Origin of the sequence: Demequina litorisediminis, assembly GCF_030161615.1 — a bacterium.
In the GTDB taxonomy this organism is placed as follows: Bacteria; Actinomycetota; Actinomycetes; order Actinomycetales; family Demequinaceae; genus Demequina; species Demequina litorisediminis.
Genome location: NZ_BSUN01000003.1, coordinates 1 through 17,602 on the forward strand (window position 1 = coordinate 1; position 17,602 = coordinate 17,602).

Consider the following 17,602-nt stretch of genomic DNA (forward strand, 5'->3'; position numbering starts at 1 on the left):
CGTCGTCTCCCAGTGGGATGAGGCAAGCGAGAAGGCTCGCACGCTGGTCAAGGACGTAGGCGAGGACGTCAAGAAGCCTGCGACTGTCACTGCTGTCACCAAGCATCTCAGCGCAGGCGACACGATCGCCGATGCGCTCTCTGATGATGCGGATGCTACGGAGATCTCCGCGCATACCAAGGACCTCGAAGCCGCGATCGACGGTTCGCACCGCTGACCGCGGCGCTGTCGAAGTCTCACCAGGCCTGGAAAGACGAAAAGGCCAAGGCTGAGGCCGAGGAGGCCGGCTCGTCTACCGACGACGGCAAGGCCGCCGCGGCCTCGCCAGGCGGTTCCTCAAGTTCGTCTGGATCGTCTAAGTCCTCGAGTTCCGCGCCTGGATCATCTTCTGGCTCGTCGAGCAGGCTCCAAGGGCTCATCTTCCTCTGGCTCGTCGAGGCTCGTCTGGCTCGTCGACGCCAGAGAAGACCACGGAGCCCAAGCCCAAGCCCGCGGAGACCACTCCCCCGCGCCCAAAGACCCCGTGATGTCCTGGTCCAAGTGCGACGGAGAGTCCATGTGGCGCCTTGCCGATGGCAGCCCCACGGGAAGTGGAAAGGGTTGCGCCATTGCCTCGGACGTGCGTGCGCGCATCAAGGACAACCCTGGCAGCGGGGCGTGCTCGTTCCTCAAGTCGATCACTGCCGACAACAGGGACACGCTCATCAGCCAGGCGAACTACTACCAGCCTTGGGAACACCAAGACGGTGGTGACGCAGGCGAACGAGACTCAGGTCAAGGTCGAGTATTACGGCTGCCAGGCGTCCTAGTGGCAAATGACAACTTCTCGCGTCGCGCCTACGGCGTGGGAGAGTTTGCCGCCCCTAGGGTGCCCCTATGGATAGCCCTACCTGCACCGTGCGTGCGTGGTGGCGACCCTATGAGCCCAGTGACCTCCAACTCAAGGTGAGGTCGACCGGCGGGTAACAGCCCCCGGGAAAGCGAAAAGCCCGCTCCCGATGTTTGGCGACTGGAGGAGCGAGCCTTTTCTAACGGTTAGTTAGGAGTAGTCCCATAGTAGGCCCCCACACGGGGTTTAGTCGAACACACCCAAAAACAGGTGATCTACCTGCATCTTCACGCACTTTGTGGCGTGTCCTCGACGACCCTCTGCCCTCCTTGGCGACCGCTCAAGCGGACCCGCTAGCGGCCCTCGCCGCGCTCCCGGTGCGCTCTCACGCGGCCGCGATCCAATACGCGATCGCCCGCTCCCTCGGACAGCCGGCACCCGCGGCCGCGACCACGGCCCCACAAGCCGCTCCCAGCCTTCCTGCGTGGCATCTGTGCAACGACGCACAGCAAGCCCGCTGGCGCGTCCTCAAACGCCGCGCAGCACGCTCCTATCACCGCTCCCGCCCCATCCGGGGCCTCAAAGCCTCCGACCGTGGCCACGAGGCCGCCGTGAGCCGCGCAGTGACGCTCGAGGACGACCTCACCAGGCCCGCGACCCGCGCCGGGTGGATCGAGGCGCTCGAAGAGTCAGCCTTCATCGACAGCCTCGATGCCTCTCAGACGTCCAGGAAGGGCCGCTCCAAGCGCGACATGGTCCTCGAGCCGGCCAGAGCCCTCGCAGCGTCAGAACGTGACCGTACGGGCACCACAAGCCCCGGCCACGCCTATCTCGCACGCCGCCTCGGCGTCAGCGGAAGGACCGTCACACGCTACCTACGCGCCCTTGAGGCGGCCGGTTTCGTCATGGCCCTGTCTGCGGGCCGTTCAGCAGGCTACGGAGGCTCTGACGAGGGCGCTTTGCGCGTCGTCTACCTCCTGGTGGTGCCCCGCGACCCCTCGAAGCCTGCGCACGCGGCCGTGCACCGCTCGCCGCACTTTCACACAGTTCATGCGGTCGGTTGTGGAGAAGGTTGTCACCCCCTCCTGGCCACCAGGAGTAGGTAAAACCCACGCACGCGCGCACGAGGTTTCAAGCATGATGGAGCCGCTTCGCGGCCCAGAATCTATTCCGAGCGGCCTATTCGGCCGCTGGTCACGTGCCAATCACCCTAGATACACGCGCACAGTTCGGCTTGGGCCCAGGAGATTGTCCCGGACAAGCCGTGACAAGGTCGCGCTCGAGGTCACCCAACTGCGACCTGAGTTGATGCGCGTCAAAGGGCTGACGTTCAAAGCGCTGCGGGCCGCGATTCGTGAGTTCGTCGACGCCGGCTACGACGCCACCGACATCGTTCACATGCTCGACTGGACTCCCAGGAACGAAGCCCGCCCACACTCAGGGCTCTACGGCATCGTGCACGGCACCGCATGGATCGCTCGAGTATTCGACCCCTGGCGCGATAGCCACGGCACTCCCCTGGCGTCACCTGGCGCTCGTCGACGCGCAGCCGAACACCGTCGGCGCAACGCGGCCGCCGAGCGCGCCGCACAGCGCGAGCACGAACGGATCCAGCTCCTCCACGAACGGGCAACAGCCCCCGCGGGCTACGGCCGCGACTACTACCTCGCCTGCGCGCGGCTGGCGCGTTCAAAGGAGCCCGGTCGTGAGTGCCCAAGCGTTAGGACATACGTCCCTACGGGCTCGCCGTATGTCTGATTTGCCCTGGAATCGCCTGCGAGTCATGTCACACCGGTTAACACCCGTAACACCCCGATCCCTACCGTGAAAGTGCACAATCTTTCGCCACGGCACGGATGCCAACGGCACTTCATGGAACGGATTCCACCACAATGAACACCTTCACCGTCCCCACCGAGGGAACCTTCCCAATCATGGGCTGGGTCGCCACCGCGCCCGTCCTCGACGACGACACCGTGACCTTCGACCTCGTCGTGACACCCCGCATCAAGAACGCTAGCGACGACGGATGGACGCCTGCACCAGCCGAGTGGTTCACCGTCAACGCCTACGACAGCCTCGCGTTCCACCTTGCACAGTCCGTGCGCGTTGGAGAGCCCCTGTTGGTCTTTGGCTCAGTGGGCAGCCCCTCCCCCGCCTCCGGGACACAGCGCACGCGGCACCGCCTCCACGCCACCGCCGCGGGACACAACCTCGCCATCGGGCCAGCCATGTTCGGCGCCGGCCGAGACGAACTCGTGGATCATGACACCTATGACGTCACGCCCGTGTGAACGCGTGACGCCACAGGTGCATCCACATAGGCAGACCGACGTGACGCCACACGTTCGGCTCTACGTTTCCCCATCTATGACGTATGGCTAGCGTTATGGCATGGCGTAACGTGTGAACTATGGTACGGTAGTAAACGTTAGACAGGGCGTGGCGCAACGCACGCTCTCACATACGGCTACTAGTGTGGTTTCACACAGGAGGAATGGTTATGGCTATTGCACGCAGTGTGGTTGTTGCTCAGGGCAAGGGTGGCGTCGGTAAGACGTCCGTTGCCTGCAACGTGGCGGGCCTCGCCGCGGCGTCCGGGCTGAGGGTTCTGCTCGTGGACCTGGATCCCCAGGGCAACGTGGCTCGCGACCTCGGCATGGAGCGGGGGAGTGGCAACGACCTCCTGATGGCACTCATGGCCGGGGCCACGCCACCGATCGTTAAGGACGTGCGTGGAGGGCTTGACGTGGTCCCCGGCGGGCCAGACATCGCCGACCTCACCGCCATGGCAATGTCCCGCGCGATGCGCGGCGAGCCGGGTCTGTCCAAGAACCTCAACCAGTCGCTCGCGTCCATCGCGGGTAACTACGACCTCATCCTGATCGACACCCCGCCGGGGGAGAAGATGCTCGTCGAGGCCGCGTTCGGCTGTGCCGCCGCGGTGGTCATCCCGACCAGGTCGGACGACGCCAGCATTGACGGCCTCGAGCGAGTCGCTGAGCGGTTCATTGCCGCACGCGACACCAACCCCGACCTTGAGGCTCGCCGGAGTGCTGCTGTTCGGCATGGGATCACGCTCCCGCCGCCTCGAGCGATCAGTGCGTGACACCATCGCCCAGGTCGTTGGTGCCGCCGCTCCCATCTTCGACACGCCTATCCGGCACCTCGAATCCGCGGCCGTCGACGCCCGCCGTCACGGCCGTCTCGTCCACGAACTCGAGGACGCCGTCTCGGAGGACCGCAGCGCACGCCTCGCAGCGCTGCGCGCAGGCGAGAAGCCCGGCGAAGGACTGTTCGTCAGCAACGCCACCAGCCTCGCCAACGACTACCAAGACTTCACCCGCGAACTGCTCAAGCGCATCGCTGAGCTCGAAAGCAAGGAGATCCCCGCATGAGCCCCGAACGCCAAGCCCCCCAGCGTGCCAGCCTCGAAGGCGCATTCTCAGGCAAGGACCGCGGCCAGGCTCTCTCGGGTCTCCTGACGCCCAAGGCCCCTCAGCCGGCGGATGCAGCCACACCCGCACCGTCGGAACCGGTGCCCGTGAAGCCGAGCGCCGAGCCCAAGCAGGCTAAGCCCGCTACAACACCCAAGAAGGCGGCCACACCCGTCTCCCAGAGCGTCGACAACGAGACGATCGTGAACGTCGGTATCTACCTCGAGCCCGACCTCCTCGAGCGGCTGACCGCGATCCGCAAGGAACGCGACACGACCTACGCCGACCTCCTGGTGGAAGCATTCGACGCCGTCGACGTCGAGAGCCTCACCGAGCACTTCGCAGGTACGACCGCGCCGAGCCTCGTCCCTGGACAGATGCCCCGGGCTGTCAAGGTCAAGCGATCCGGCTCCGGCATCCAGCGTCAGTTCCGCCTCACCGTTGCGCAGCGCGACTACCTCGACGCGATCGCCGACAAGGTCGGCGCCCCGTCGAGGTCAGCCCTCGCCGCTACGGTGCTCGCAAAGCACGTCGACCGCACCTAGGAGCCACACGTATGGTCAACACCGATAGCGGCCCCACGGAGTCCGCCAATCCCGTGGAAGCGGCGATCACCGCGCTCACGGCCGCGGCCCGTCAGACCCGTGTCAGGGGCGCAGGCACCGAGCACGAGAAGGTCGAGCCCGTCGACTTCGCCGAGATCGCGTGCCACGTCTTGACGACGGTGGCCGCGAACATCGGGGGAGTGGAGGACCTGCTTGCAGGACGCTCCGGCTCGTGGGAAGCCGACTACGTGCGCAACATCGTGAACTCCACCGCGGGCGCCGAGCCCGGCACCCTCCTGCCGTACCGCACCGAGCCAGTCCAGATCGCATTCGACGAGGAAGAGGAGTTTGAGATCTTCGGGCTTACTGACCTCTACTCCGAGCAGGTCGACGAGCCTCGAGGCCGTGACGTTTGACGAGAACGCCACCGAGGAGCAGACCAACGCGGCCTACCGGGCGCTGACCCGCATGGCCGAGCCTGTGGGAAGCGGACCTTCTCGCCTACCGCGACAACTACCTCGAGGCAGCGCGTAGTTTCGTGGCCGCCCGCGGTGCCACGTGCGACGTCGTGCTCGTCGGACGGGACCGGTGGAATGAACTCGGCGATGAGGTCAAGTCTCACGCCCACGACCACGCCCGCCTGCCCATGACCGGCGCCGCCCCAGACTTCTCAAATGGCACGCCCGCGGACGCGCTACGCCGCTCTGGCAACACCTACGCCGATCGTGCAAGATGATCGCAAGCCCTGAGGCTCCCCCCAGGAGCCGGCGCGTCGGGTTAGCCCCCTTTCCTGACGCCGCGGGTTCGACTCCCGCACAGGGCACCGTGCCGGCATGGTGGTTTGGTCGCCACCACACCGGTCACTCACCTGAGGCCGCCGACACCAATTCCTTTCTGGCTCCGGCGGCCTCAGGCCTTTCTCCGCGCCGTCCGCCACGAACGACTCGAGATCGCACGCCTCCGGCTCGCATGCTCGGCCCGCAACCGTGCCACATACTGCGCGTGCAGATCAGGCACCACGAGCATCGGCAAAGCCCGGTTCACAACCTCGTGCCACAACCCCACCTTCTCGATCGTCGCGACAGAGGGACAATCCTCGCGCCCCGCAGCCCACTCCCGATACTGCGAGCCCGACGTCGACCCCGTCTCAGCGATGAACTCCGCCACCACATCGGCGCACAACTCCAGCGTCCACTTGTCATGCCTACGTAGAGGCTGCACAGTGCCCACTCCCGCGGACTCGAGCGCGGCATTCCATGAGCCGAAACGTCGAATGATCGTCTGGCTCGACGGGGCAGAGGCACCCGGCCGCGTCGCGAGATTTCGATAGCGGGCCTCACGCACATCACCATCAAGAACCACCGCCGCCTTACGCAGCGCTTCACGCGCCTGCGCGTCAGTCCACGCCCGTGTCTTGCGCCGCTCAGGCGCGGGTGTGTGCGCGCTGTGACGAGCAAACGCCACCAAATCCGGACCCAACACCCTCGCCAGCGTCTCGACGTCGGTCCTCGCATGCCGGGCGAGAGCCTTCATGGTGATCCCCGGCTGCGCTTCCAGCACGCGACAAGCGCGCGCCAGCGCATCAAGAGATCTCGAGCGAGCATCCCGATCGGTGTACTGGAACGTCAGCATGGCCCTCATGGTGGCGGGACGACACGACGATGTCGACGGGCCACGCCTGCCCCCAACCAAGTACCGTCCGGCAACGCTGCCACCGCGGAGTGTGTGGCATCTATTGACAGCACGAATGTGCGGGCTTAGGTTGCAAATGCGTGCAAAGGGGCATCGCGCATGTGTTGGGGATCTAGTCCAATCTGGGGGGACATGATGACACAAACGGCCAAGCCGGCGAACTCGGCCAAATTGAGAGTGGCCGCCATTTCGGTCATGGCGGGAATTCTCGTCGGCATGACAGGCACTGCGGCAACCGCGGCCGTGGTGTACGGGGCCTGGGAAACGGTGTGGAACGTCGGCGCATACGACTACAAGGCCCGACCTTCCGCTAACAGCAATGGCACGAAGCCATCAGGCGGACTCACCGTGTCGTCGTCGCCTACGGCTCCCGCGGGGTGGCAGGGGGCGTCGGCTCGCCTCTGGCGCGGCAACGCCCTTTGTGGCTCGGCGAGCCGGGTCCTTACAACACAGAGCGTCACAATCATTTCGCGAACCGTGGCGAAGGATTGTGGGTCGGGAGAGTACCGCGGGTCCGGCTTTGGGTACGCGTACTACAGCGGTGACTATCGTTCACACCAATCGGCCCGAAGCCCGATTGTGATTTGGTGAAGGTGATGAAAATGCGACACATCTCGCTCTCTCCTCAAATGATTCTCATCGCCGGGGTCGGCCTCGTCGGTGGAGTGGGAATCGGCGTTGCACTTGGCGTCTCAGGTCTAGGTACCTCTGCGCCGCCTGGCGCGGCTCCTGTCGCTGAAACTCACCAGCCCACTGTCAGCAACGACGACACCCGGCTCGGAGAAGTCATCCTCGACGAGAAGGAGCCCGAGTTCATTCAGGCCTGGGGTGAAGACGGAACCCTCGGGTTCGTCAAATCAGCAGACCTCGAGCCTGTAAAGGTGTCCAGCCCTGAGGATGCTGCGCGTGCCAACGACGTGGCGGACAAAGTGTTCTCGATCCCGCTGTATGACGAGGACGGGAAGACTGTCATCGGCGAGTTCCTTGTGAACGACGGCGCGTCGACTATCGAGAAGTAGCGACCCCGGCGTTCCCCCCGCCCTCCGGCAGAGAGGTTGTGCCCGGTCGACGTGGCACCGCCGCGCAGCCGCCTGCTTGCGAGCCGGTGTGTGTCGGCGGGGTACAACCGTCACCCAGAGTCCCGCTGTCCACTTGTGGGCGGGTGGAGCCCCTTGCGTGCCTCAGGCCGTCCACAAGAGGGCAGGGGGCACACGCCCCACCCACCCCCGCGCCGCCGGCGCTAGCCGGCGAGCGCGCTACCAAAAGGAGCGACCGCAAGCGGTCGCGCAGTCACCCTCCCGCCGACCGGACGCCCTGCGGGCGTCCAACGGCATCCCCGGGTCTTCTGGCCATCATCACGGTCAGTGCCTGCCAATACGTTCTGTCTTTGAAGTTCACCAGGATGGAGTGCCGTGGCTAGAGCCCGACCTGGTGGGCGTGCCCCTTCGGGTCGGGCTCTAGTCGCTTTGCGACCCAAGCCCCGCTGTTTCCATCCGTGCGCGCGCGGCGCTTCGGATGGGCGGGTCTTGGCCCTTCGGGTCACGATCCCTCACGCATACCCCAGCCTGCGGCTGGTGGCCCACCAGACAAGCCTGGTGGGGAGCGCTGCGCGCTCGTGGACGCGTCCGCTGCGCGGCCGCGACAGTGTGGGGTGTTCAAGCATCGGCTGAGGGACCATTCTTGCCCTCTGCGCGCTGCGCACAACCGTCGCCTGCGCTGCCGGCCTGACCGGTCCGGCGAGATTCCTTTCCCCGCTGCGCTCGGCCGTGAATCTTCCTCCCGGTGGGCCCCTTCGGGGTTGCTGCTTTCGCGCTCCGAGGGCATCTGGTCCCCTATCAGCCGATGCGGTGACCAACCGTCACGCACACCGCGCGCGGGCCGCACCGGGTGAGAAAGGAACCACCCATGCACGCCATGACGCTTGCCACCGTCGCGCTCAACGAGGTTCACCCGAACCCCGCAAACCCGCGCTACGACCTCGGCAACCGCGACACCCTCACCGCATCCATCAAGGACCGCGGAATCATCCAGCCCCTCGTCGTCACCCCCGACCCCGAAGGCGGCTACACCATCATCGCCGGACACCGCCGCCACGCCTCCGCCACCGACGCCGGGCTTACCGAAATCCTCGTCAACATCGTGCCCGACGCGGACGCCGCCACCATCGCGGCCGCAATGGTCCACGAGAACACCCAGCGTGCAGGCTTCACCGATGCCGAACTCGCACGCGGCATCCAGGGCATGCTCGACACCGGCGCAACCGCCGCCGCGATCGCCAAGGGACTCGGCGCCAAGCGCGACACCATCAAGAACCTCGCCGCCGCCCACGCCGCACCCGAGGACACCCGCGCCTACCTCCATGCCGGAGAAATCTCGCTCGATCAGGCCCTCGCCCTTGCCGACCTCGAATCCAAGGACGCCGACCTGTACGCCACCACCCTCGCCGCGGTCGAGGACGGCCAGAACCCCGACTGGGTGCTCAGGAAGGCCCGCGAGGCAATCGCGAAGGCCGAAGCCGTCGCCCAGGCCGAGAAGATCGCCGCCGACACCGGCGTGACCATCATCACCGAACGGCCCTCCGGCTGGGACGGTAAGTCCAAGCACCTCAAGTCCGACGAGGAAATCGCCCAGCACCACGGCCAGCCCTGCTACGGCATCTACCCCACCGTCACCAACGACGGCGAGGCCGTCGTCCAGCACTGGTGCACCAAGACTCGCGCCCACGACCCCAAGGCCGAGACCGTCGAGGTGTCTGAGGACGACAAGGCCGAGCGACGCCGCGTGATCGCCAACAACAAGGCATGGGACACCGCCAACGGTGTCCGTCGCGCCTGGCTCACCGAGTCGCTTCACCCCCGCACCACCATCCCCAAGAAGCACATCCCCACGCTCCTGGCCCTCAACATCGCCACCCCCTACAGCGAAGAGCACGTGCGCGAAGCCGTCCGCATCGTCGCCGCCGTCAAGAACGGCGCATGGCCCGGCGCAGAAGCCCACGCCAAGGCCACCGTCAACGACGGAGCGACCCTGCGGACCCACCTCCTGGCCACCATCGCCCGCCACGAGGACCGCGTGTCCAAGACCGTGTGGCGCGAGAACCGCACCGGCTTCGCCGCACACCTCACGCTCCTGGCAGACCTCGGCTACACCCTCACCCCGCCCGAAGCCCACTACGTCACCACCCACAACAACGGCGACCACACCGCCACCCAGACCTACACCACCGACTAGCCACCACGGTCGCGGGCCGGAACACCCGGCCCGCGACCCCGGCAAACGACTCGGGCCGCGTGGGTACCTTGCGCGCATGACCCACCACAGCGCGCAGCCTTGACCAGACCGGCATCGAGCCGGCCCCGGCCAACGCGCCTCGCGGCGCGACCGTCGACGACGTCGACTTCGACTGCCACCTCTAACCGCGAAAGCCGCACGCCTTTCTGTGCGCGACGCCTGTTGGTGAACGCATCTAACCTCTAGGTTCAACTCATGGCTATTCACCAGTCACCCGACGTGGACCGCATCATCTCCGACGTCCGCCGCACCGCTGCCGGCCTGCCCTTCGACGAGCGCGCACGCCTCATCCGAGGCGTCACGCACGCCGTCCGCGAAGCCATCAAGACCGACGTGTCTACAGGCGGCGCCCCAAAGGGGCGCGCATGGGAACTTGACCAACTCGCCCCCATTAATGACGCGGCCGAGAACCATTACTTCACGGCCCTCGACGAACGGCGATAGCGACCATGACCGGCTCCTCCTCCCTCGTCTGGGACCCGCTGCTCGCCGAGACTCGGCTCGCGACCGAACTCACCATCACCGGGCTGCGCCACCTCGCGCAAGCACCCACGAAGGCGGACATTTGGATAGGGAGCGTTTCGGACGTCAAAGCCCCCTCAACCTTGGCCTCCACACCTTTACATCAGGCTTCGAGCGACTAGGGAAAGTCGCGATCCTCCTTGACGGGCGACTTCGCGACGGCGAGTTTCGGCCCGTTAGGGGCTACAACCACGGCGTCGCGCAGGCTGTACGCAGCCGTCCGCGACCTCGCCGCTGGCAACGGCGACCAGTGGCCGTCCATTGACCCCGGCACCTTTCACGGCGACGCCGTCGAGTTCCTGACCGCATATGCGGGTGGGGGAGGGCGCTACGCCTATATGGACACGCTCGCCAGCGGTGAAGTCAAACCCGACCCCCACACCCAATGGACTGCGCTTTGCGACCGCGCGCCAGCCTTGAGCAGACCTGACGAGTTCATGATCTGGATCTACGACCAGGTGCCGAACGTGATCTACACGAGCGAGGACGACGAGATTCAGTCGATACTTTCAGGCTGGCTCGACGGTGTTCGAGGCTCGTATCTGAAAGGTTCGACGGCGACCACTCTCGCGCTCTACGACCTGGTGTACCCCATCACACGCCACATTTCAGCCCTGTCGCGGCGAGCCTTTTACGAACACGACACGCCAGGCATTCCCTACCTCGCCGAAGTGATCGACCACGTTTTCCTTCCCTCGCATGAGGACTTCCTCGGCATGACCCTGATGAATTTTGGCGACCCAGAAGTCGTGAAGGAGATCGTTCTCGACCGGCACGAAGAGCCCAACTTCGACGACCTGGACGACGACGAAGAAGGAGACAGCGAGGACCTGGTGGGCGTGCCCCTGGCGGGGTCGGGCTCTAGTCGCTTCGCGACCCAAGCCCCGCTGGCTCCATCCGTGCGCGCACGGCGCTTCGGATGGGCGGGTCTTGGCCCTTCGGGTGACGATCCCTCACGCGTGCACCAGCCTGCGGCTGGTGGCCCACCCGACAGGCGGGTGGGGAGCGCTGCGCGCTCGTCGACGCGTCCGCTGCGCGGCCGCGACAGTGTGGGGTGTTCAAGCATCGGCTGAGGGACCATTCTTGCCCTCTGCGCGCTGCGCACAACCGTCGCCTGCGCTGCCGGCCTGACCGGTCCGGCGAGGTTCCCTGCGGTCGCTGCGCTCCCTGGTGAACCTTCCTCCCGGTTGGCCCCTTCGGGGTTGCTGCTTTCGCGCTCCGAGGGCATCTGGTCCCCTATCAGCCGATGCGGTGACCAACCGTCACGCACACCGCGCGCGGGCCGCACCGGGTGAGAAAGGAACCACCCATGAGCGCCTTCATCGTCGCTAAGACCCACATCGACGCCCTCGTGACCGCGGGCGTGAAGAACCGCACCCACGGGCCTCTCTATGTCCACCACGGCGGCATCGCGCTCGACGTGCGCCACGCAAACGCCGACCTCATCGGCCAAGCCCTCACCGACGCCGTTCACGCATCCGTAAACCACCGCTACCGCGACGCCGTCAACCCGCCCGCCTACACGTTCCGCATGCTCGACACCGACGTGCTGCCCCCCGTCGTGATTCTGTCCCTCATCGCCTGCTACCGCTACCAGGCATGCGAAATCGACGGCTGGGACACCACGCTCGCCGCGACCTACCTCAACGTCATCGAAGCCGCCAGCATCCGCGAACTTCCCGGCTACGACGAAGCCCCCTGGGAACTCACCGACGAGGGATACCAGGCACTCGGCCCCAAGCGCATCGTCTCCGCACGCGGCCGCCGCTCCTAAACCCCGCGCGGCGGGCCACACAGTGGCCCGCCGCCCCGAAAGGAACCCCAAATGCTCACCACCCAAGAACGAACCGAAGCACTCTACGAGGCCGCCACCGCCGTAGGCGACGCCAAGCGCCACGAACTCGCCACGGCGGCAGGTGCTCTCATCGCCCACGCCCTGAGCATGTGCCCCGACGCCCACCGCGTCTACCTCATCGACACAGGCGAGAGCGACCGCGACGCCTACGGAATGATCGTCGACGAAATCGAGTGCCCTCACCACGTCATCGCCACCTCGGCATGCGCCGTGGCCCGCGCCCTCGACCTCGGAGAAAGCGAAAAACTCGACCCCCTGGCCCACGCAAGCCACCTCAGCGCCGACCACCTCGCATGGATGATCGAAGCCCTGCGAATGCGAGCACACACCTACACCCAGCGCTACAGCCTCGCGACACGCGACCTCGACCACATCGACAGCCTGTAACCCAAGCGCCCGGCCACCCACCAGTGGCCGGGCCGCCGGTCGGGCGGGTGTGGGTGTCTGGCGTCGAGCCAGACGCCCACAGCCCACACGGGGTGTGGGCGGGTCGTGACCGCGCAGGCGCATCGAGCGCCGGCGGTCACGAGCCTCGCACAAGTGCGAGCAGGGCCGGACGGAGCCGGCCCGAGGGTGGGGGAGTAGCACCATGAGTGCCCCTGACCACCTGTGCACGCGCTCCGGCTGGGGCCGGGCCTTCGCGCGCACCCAGGATGGACAGCAGGACCCAACCGCCCGGTTGCACCCCGCACGACACAGCCAGAACGTGCATGCAGCCTGCGCTGCTCACGCCTGGCCCACGTCGACCGGGCACAACCTGGACCCGTGGGGGAGAGCAACGGCGGCGGCCGCCGAGGCGGCCTGGTGCCGGCATCCGCCGGCACAAACGCTGGCCGCTAGCGCGGCCCTGAATTGGTCGACCTCGCATCCGGCGAGGGACCATTCTTGCGCCCTCCGGGCTGCGCGCAACCGCACCTGCGGTGCGGCCGTCTCGTCCGGCGAGGTTGCTTCGCTCCGCTCGCAACCTTCCTCCGTCGACGGCCCTACGGGTTGCACTTCGCCCTCCGCGGCGCATCTGGTCCCCTATCGCCGGATGCGGGGATTGACCAGCGCTCAACACCACAAAGCGCATCCCCCCACCGCGAGAAAGGACACCACCATGCCCAACCACACCTTTGCCGCCGCGAGCCCCGTCAACCTCTACGACGAGAACAACGAATGCCGCCACTGCGGCGAGCACGTCGCCGACCCCCACCAGCCCGAATGCGTCGCCGGACTCGGCCTCACCACCACCAGCGAGACGCCGCTGTTCTGGTGCGAACACAGCGGTCGCATCGTGTGCTTCGAGCACCTTGGCCACTACGGCCGGACCGCCGTCAAGCACGACCCCCGCGCCAACGAATGGCCCACGCCCCTCAACCACTGGCGCCCCGTCCTGACGGTCGACCGCCGCGACTGGCACGAGGAGATCGGGGCGCCCATGAAGTGCGAGTCTTGCCCCCGCTGACCCGCACCGGGCCTCGCTGGCACCAGCCAGCGGGGCCTTTCCTTTTCCCGAAACGCAGGCTAATATTGGTGGACACAATCCATATTGTGTGAGACAATATTCATATGGGAATCGAGTGGACCGCTAGCGCCGACAAGCACGGCATCCCCCGCGAGGAAGCGCAGTGGGCCATGCTCCACGCCGATCACGTCGAGACCGAGTTCGGAGAACCGCGCATCCCCGGCCAGGGAGCCCCCACGCTCTACATCGGCCCCAGCAGGTTCGGAACACTCGAGGTACTGGTCACGACCACCCCGCCACGCACCGTCCTGGTGTTCCACGTCATGCCGCTTCGGGCAGTCACCGCCCGAGCCGTCGGGTACACGCAGAAGTAGAAGAGGAAGGAACCCCGCCATGAGCGACACCACCGACCGCGACGCCGCCCTCGACGCGTTCGCCGCTGACCCCACCAAGTGGGGTCAGTCCCGCGGCACACTCACCGGCGCCGATGCCGCCGCTCACGGCCGAGCTCTGCTCGAATCCGCCGGCGTCGACGTCGAAGCCATCGAGCGATCGGCCGGACGGCCGCGCCTGGACCGCGCCACCAACAAGCCCGGCCAGCGCAGCCCCCGCGTCAACGTCGCCGTCACCGACGCACAAGACCGCGCACTTGCCCGCCTCGTCGGCCCCGGCCGAAAGAAGAGCGACATCGTGCGCGACGCCATCGATGAGTACCTCGCCGCACACGCCTGATGTTTGACTCTTTCCTCGCCAACGCCGTGCTCATGGTCGGATGGGCGACCGTCGTCGCCGGCGTCGTCATCCTCGCCAAGAACCCGCGCTCACACGTCGACGACGTGCTCCGCGACAGAGCAAAGCGCATCCAATCGCTCCGAGCCGTAAGCGTCGGCTTCGCGCTGGCCGTCGCAGGCATGACGCTGGTGTGCGCCTCGAACTGGATCGCAGGTGTCCCCGGACTCGCGAACCGCCTCGTGTTCACCGCGGCCGTCGTGTTCGCTTGGGGATGGGCCGCGCGCGCTGCAAGAGCCAACGCGCAGCGCATCCAAGAACTCGAGGTTGATGAAGGCTACTAGCGACGGGCGGGTGTGGGTGTCTGGCGTCGAGCCAGACGCCCACAGCCCACACGGGGTGTGGGCGGGTCGTGACCGCGCAGGCGCATCGAGCGCCGGCGGTCACGAGCCTCGCACAAGTGCGAGCAGGGCCGGACGGAGCCGGCCCGAGGGTGGGGGAGTAGCACCATGAGTGCCCCCTGACCACCTGTGCACGCGCTCCGGCTGGGGCCGGGCCTTCGCGCGCACCCAGGATGGACAGCAGGACCCAACCGCCCGGTTGCACCCCGCACGACACAGCCAGAACGTGCATGCAGCCTGCGCTGCTCACGCCTGGCCCACGTCGACCGGGCACAACCTGGACCCGTGGGGGAGAGCAACGGCGGCGGCCGCCTGGGCGGCCTGGTGCCGGCATCCGCCGGCACAAACGCTGGCCGCTAGCGCGGCCCTGAATTGGTCGACCTCGCATCCGGCGAGGGACCATTCTTGCGCCCTCCGGGCTGCGCGCAACCGCACCTGCGGTGCGGCCGTCTCGTCCGGCGAGGTTGCTTCGCTCCGCTCGCAACCTTCCTCCGTCGACGGCCCTACGGGTTGCACTTCGCCCTCCGCGGCGCATCTGGTCCCCTATCGCCGGATGCGGGGATTGACCAGCGCTCAACACCACAAAGCGCATCCCCCCACCGCGAGAAAGGACACCACCATGAAGATCACCGTCTACTCGACAGGACCCACGTGCCTGCGGTGCCACATGACCAAGCGAGCGCTCAAGGAGGCAAGCCTCCCGTTCGCTGAGGTGGACGTCCGCGACGACGCCAAGGCCGCATCATTCGTCAAGAACGAGCCTGGGCCACGCCGAGGCGCCCGTTGTTGTCGTCGAGATCTCCGGTGAGGTCGACCACTGGTCGGGCCACAACCCCGACAAGATCAAGGCCCTCGCTACCCGCGGAGAGCAGGAGCGATGACCTACAGCGCGGAACTCGTCACCATCACCTCCCAGGCCACGGTCGGACCCGAAGACGCCCTGTGGCTCACCGTTCCCTTGACCGGGCTCTTTGCCTTCGCGTACTGGTACTTCACGCCTACCCAACCTGGAGGTCGACGCGCACCACAGACGTCTCGCCGGTCGCGCTCTTGGGGCGCCACGACCGCGCTGCTGCTTCTGGCGTTGACCGTGAGCGCCTGGACGGTAGGCGCCTGGCAGTACCTCTCGGACGGAGTCGACCAGATCACCTACGTGGAACTCGCCGGCACCGTAGCCTCCACTGAGACCGAGAACCGCAGCACCACCTTCCGGCTCGAGGAGTACCCGGACCTCCTCCTTGAAGTCGGACACTGGCGTGGGGGAGACCGATATCGCCAAACCGCCGGCACGAACGTCACCACCTACTGCGTGACGACAGACCCCGACCCCCGTGACACGACACTGGAATGCCAAGCGGACGCCCCGCAAATGAGTGGGGAGATCGACACCGAGCGTCGGCCGCTTCGCGGGTAAGAGCATCCGACGGATAATCAACGGACCATGAACGACGATCTCCACCAACAAGCGGGCGACCCCGATTTAAGAGCGACCGGGGCTCCCCAGTTGGAGTATTACGCCGCGGCGCGCAACGGCAGCACGGCCATCCTCGAAACCGCCACCCGCGACGTCGTCGCGTGGGTGGTGCACGACCGCGACAAGCCTGCGCGCGCGATCGCGAGGATGGGTGTCCCCGCCAGAGGACACCATCCCCTCACTCATCGTCCACGTAGCACGCCACCGGGGAAGCCGCTAGGCTGACCCTGGAAGCGCGATGTTCGTGCATCCTCCCTGGTAGAACCCGACATAACGGCTATTATCGGCGCACCGACCGAGCGCGGATCACCGAGACTTCGGCGGCTTGGGCGGCTTGGGCGGCTGAGGCTGCCTGCTGAGCCTCCCGGAGAAGGCGCGGGGGTCGGGATGACTTGGGTACCGGCGGTGGTTGCTTCGACTGTGGCGGCTTCTTATCGTCTGCCATGTTTGCTCCTCGTGCGGTCTGACCTAAATCGTCTGGGCAAGAATAAGGGCGACCAGAGACGTGCCCCACAGGACAAAGCCGAGCCTTGAGGAAGTTGGCCCGCAGGTTGTTGCGTGACTCCTCCGCCGTCATGAATTCAAGCCTTGCGGTCGAGCACAATGTCTGAGGCCTCAACCGGCGAAGCGTCCCAGATGTCGTGCCGCATCGCCGCGACAGTGTGTTCGTATCGGTTCCCCTGCCACAGCGCTGCGATGCCGAACCCCACGGCGTTGGCTGAGAGCGTCATTGAGATCATCGCCCATCCAGGGTGCATCGCATCCAGGTTCGTCTGGCTAATTGTTAGGCCAGCCGCCGCAATCAAGATGCTTGCTCGAGTGAGAGCGGCACTCGCCGAGGAAACGATGTTCGCGCGTTGCCGGTCTGTCTCGGCATGGAGCAGCGCGAGATGGTGCGCCCGGCCCTCGTACGGGGAGGGGGTTCTCTCCGACTACCCTTGGGGCGGAATCTCATGCCGTCGCCTTATCGGCGCCGTGAAGCGCGTACATGGCCCTATTCATAGTGGAGTCCGTCCACACCTGTCGACCACGGCGCGAAGAGTGCCCGGTATGTCCAACTAGAGCCTCGTGATGTCGAGCGCTCCGCCCATACCTATCTCTATGCTCTGGGCATGAGTGCACCAATAAGCAATCCCGAGCTCGCTGCCTACTTGGCGGAGCCTTCTTACTAAGACGTTCGCGGTCTACCGAGACGCCGAGCCCGAATCCGCATCCGAGGTGGAGCCCGGTAGCGACGCGTTCCACACACGTTCGTGGGCCCGTGGCCGCATCGATGCGCTGTTGCAAATCCTCGCGCTGCTGGACAAGGACAGGGCAGACCAAGCCCGCACGGAGTGGAATCGCGTCCTCGGGGCGTAAGGCTTGGCGGAGTACGAACAC

26 protein-coding genes are annotated in these 17,602 nt (G+C 66.4%); 25 read left to right on the forward strand and 1 reads right to left on the reverse strand.

The window, feature by feature from the left end; genetic code table 11:
• From QQK48_RS18070 to QQK48_RS18115, 10 genes are all read left to right on the forward strand, one after another.
• Positions 1 to 217, forward strand: a 217-nt coding sequence (locus tag QQK48_RS18070; protein ID WP_284329570.1) for a hypothetical protein, incomplete at its 5' end; no start/stop codon positions are given.
• A gap of 339 nt (positions 218 to 556) precedes the next feature.
• Entirely contained in the window at positions 557 to 949 is a 393-nt protein-coding gene (locus QQK48_RS18075) for a hypothetical protein (RefSeq protein ID WP_284329571.1), read from the forward strand.
• Between the two features lie 209 nt (positions 950 to 1,158).
• Positions 1,159 to 1,935, forward strand: coding sequence for an HTH domain-containing protein (locus QQK48_RS18080; protein ID WP_284329572.1), 777 nt, complete (start codon positions 1,159 to 1,161; stop codon positions 1,933 to 1,935).
• Between the two features lie 202 nt (positions 1,936 to 2,137).
• Positions 2,138 to 2,587: a hypothetical protein gene (locus QQK48_RS18085; RefSeq protein WP_284329573.1), complete on the forward strand. Its 450-nt coding sequence runs from the start codon at positions 2,138 to 2,140 to the stop codon at positions 2,585 to 2,587.
• Positions 2,588 to 2,721: 134 nt separating this feature from the next.
• Positions 2,722 to 3,123, forward strand: coding sequence for a single-stranded DNA-binding protein (locus QQK48_RS18090; protein WP_284329516.1), 402 nt, complete (start codon positions 2,722 to 2,724; stop codon positions 3,121 to 3,123).
• Positions 3,124 to 3,332: 209 nt separating this feature from the next.
• Positions 3,333 to 3,938 (forward strand): ParA family protein, encoded by a 606-nt coding sequence (locus QQK48_RS18095; protein ID WP_284329574.1) that lies wholly within the window; start codon positions 3,333 to 3,335, stop codon positions 3,936 to 3,938.
• Positions 3,898 to 4,227: a hypothetical protein gene (locus QQK48_RS18100; RefSeq protein ID WP_284329575.1), complete on the forward strand. Its 330-nt coding sequence runs from the start codon at positions 3,898 to 3,900 to the stop codon at positions 4,225 to 4,227. Before QQK48_RS18095 ends, QQK48_RS18100 begins: the two co-directional genes overlap by 41 nt.
• Complete coding sequence (locus QQK48_RS18105) at positions 4,224 to 4,811, forward strand: hypothetical protein (RefSeq protein ID WP_284329576.1); 588 nt, start codon at positions 4,224 to 4,226, stop codon at positions 4,809 to 4,811. The genes QQK48_RS18100 and QQK48_RS18105 overlap by 4 nt, the downstream gene beginning before the upstream one ends.
• An 11-nt stretch (positions 4,812 to 4,822) precedes the next feature.
• On the forward strand, positions 4,823 to 5,227 hold the full coding sequence (locus tag QQK48_RS18110) for a hypothetical protein (protein WP_284329513.1): 405 nt from the start codon (positions 4,823 to 4,825) through the stop codon (positions 5,225 to 5,227).
• Complete coding sequence (locus tag QQK48_RS18115; RefSeq protein ID WP_284329512.1) at positions 5,217 to 5,345, forward strand: hypothetical protein; 129 nt, start codon at positions 5,217 to 5,219, stop codon at positions 5,343 to 5,345. The genes QQK48_RS18110 and QQK48_RS18115 overlap by 11 nt, the downstream gene beginning before the upstream one ends.
• 375 nt (positions 5,346 to 5,720) lie before the next feature.
• On the opposite strand, the gene QQK48_RS18120 is transcribed toward QQK48_RS18115, so the two are convergent.
• Entirely contained in the window at positions 5,721 to 6,452 is a 732-nt protein-coding gene (locus tag QQK48_RS18120; protein ID WP_284329552.1) for a homing endonuclease associated repeat-containing protein, read from the reverse strand.
• A gap of 653 nt (positions 6,453 to 7,105) precedes the next feature.
• Between QQK48_RS18120 and QQK48_RS18125 the strand changes: the two genes are divergently transcribed.
• The 15 genes from QQK48_RS18125 to QQK48_RS18195 all read left to right on the forward strand — a co-directional run bounded on the left by QQK48_RS18125 (position 7,106) and on the right by QQK48_RS18195 (position 17,581).
• On the forward strand, positions 7,106 to 7,522 hold the full coding sequence (locus tag QQK48_RS18125) for a hypothetical protein (RefSeq protein ID WP_284329509.1): 417 nt from the start codon (positions 7,106 to 7,108) through the stop codon (positions 7,520 to 7,522).
• 886 nt (positions 7,523 to 8,408) lie between these two features.
• On the forward strand, positions 8,409 to 9,734 hold the full coding sequence (locus QQK48_RS18130; RefSeq protein WP_284329508.1) for a ParB/RepB/Spo0J family partition protein: 1,326 nt from the start codon (positions 8,409 to 8,411) through the stop codon (positions 9,732 to 9,734).
• Positions 9,735 to 9,989: 255 nt separating this feature from the next.
• The gene (locus QQK48_RS18135) at positions 9,990 to 10,238 is read left to right on the forward strand and encodes a hypothetical protein (protein ID WP_284329507.1); all 249 of its coding nucleotides are present in this window, start codon (positions 9,990 to 9,992) and stop codon (positions 10,236 to 10,238) included.
• A gap of 5 nt (positions 10,239 to 10,243) precedes the next feature.
• Positions 10,244 to 10,438 carry a hypothetical protein gene (locus tag QQK48_RS18140; protein ID WP_284329577.1) on the forward strand — a complete coding sequence of 65 codons (195 nt, stop codon included), beginning with the start codon at positions 10,244 to 10,246 and terminating at the stop codon, positions 10,436 to 10,438.
• Between the two features lie 18 nt (positions 10,439 to 10,456).
• Positions 10,457 to 11,389: a hypothetical protein gene (locus QQK48_RS18145; RefSeq protein ID WP_284329578.1), complete on the forward strand. Its 933-nt coding sequence runs from the start codon at positions 10,457 to 10,459 to the stop codon at positions 11,387 to 11,389.
• 236 nt (positions 11,390 to 11,625) lie between these two features.
• Entirely contained in the window at positions 11,626 to 12,090 is a 465-nt protein-coding gene (locus QQK48_RS18150) for a hypothetical protein (protein ID WP_284329505.1), read from the forward strand.
• Positions 12,091 to 12,141: 51 nt separating this feature from the next.
• The gene (locus tag QQK48_RS18155) at positions 12,142 to 12,558 is read left to right on the forward strand and encodes a hypothetical protein (protein ID WP_284329504.1); all 417 of its coding nucleotides are present in this window, start codon (positions 12,142 to 12,144) and stop codon (positions 12,556 to 12,558) included.
• Between the two features lie 712 nt (positions 12,559 to 13,270).
• Entirely contained in the window at positions 13,271 to 13,618 is a 348-nt protein-coding gene (locus QQK48_RS18160; RefSeq protein ID WP_284329503.1) for a hypothetical protein, read from the forward strand.
• Between the two features lie 104 nt (positions 13,619 to 13,722).
• The gene (locus QQK48_RS18165; protein ID WP_284329502.1) at positions 13,723 to 13,992 is read left to right on the forward strand and encodes a hypothetical protein; all 270 of its coding nucleotides are present in this window, start codon (positions 13,723 to 13,725) and stop codon (positions 13,990 to 13,992) included.
• Positions 13,993 to 14,011: 19 nt separating this feature from the next.
• Entirely contained in the window at positions 14,012 to 14,350 is a 339-nt protein-coding gene (locus QQK48_RS18170) for a hypothetical protein (RefSeq protein WP_284329501.1), read from the forward strand.
• Complete coding sequence (locus QQK48_RS18175) at positions 14,350 to 14,691, forward strand: hypothetical protein (RefSeq protein WP_284329500.1); 342 nt, start codon at positions 14,350 to 14,352, stop codon at positions 14,689 to 14,691. The genes QQK48_RS18170 and QQK48_RS18175 overlap by 1 nt, the downstream gene beginning before the upstream one ends.
• Positions 14,692 to 15,367: 676 nt before the next feature.
• A complete protein-coding gene (locus QQK48_RS18180; protein ID WP_348523824.1) occupies positions 15,368 to 15,556 on the forward strand; it encodes a glutaredoxin family protein in 189 nt (62 codons plus the stop codon).
• Between the two features lie 69 nt (positions 15,557 to 15,625).
• A complete protein-coding gene (locus QQK48_RS18185; protein ID WP_284329499.1) occupies positions 15,626 to 16,162 on the forward strand; it encodes a hypothetical protein in 537 nt (178 codons plus the stop codon).
• A gap of 27 nt (positions 16,163 to 16,189) precedes the next feature.
• Positions 16,190 to 16,447 carry a hypothetical protein gene (locus tag QQK48_RS18190; RefSeq protein ID WP_284329579.1) on the forward strand — a complete coding sequence of 86 codons (258 nt, stop codon included), beginning with the start codon at positions 16,190 to 16,192 and terminating at the stop codon, positions 16,445 to 16,447.
• Between the two features lie 993 nt (positions 16,448 to 17,440).
• Positions 17,441 to 17,581 (forward strand): hypothetical protein, encoded by a 141-nt coding sequence (locus QQK48_RS18195; RefSeq protein WP_284329497.1) that lies wholly within the window; start codon positions 17,441 to 17,443, stop codon positions 17,579 to 17,581.
• The last annotated feature ends 21 nt before the right edge of the window (positions 17,582 to 17,602 follow it).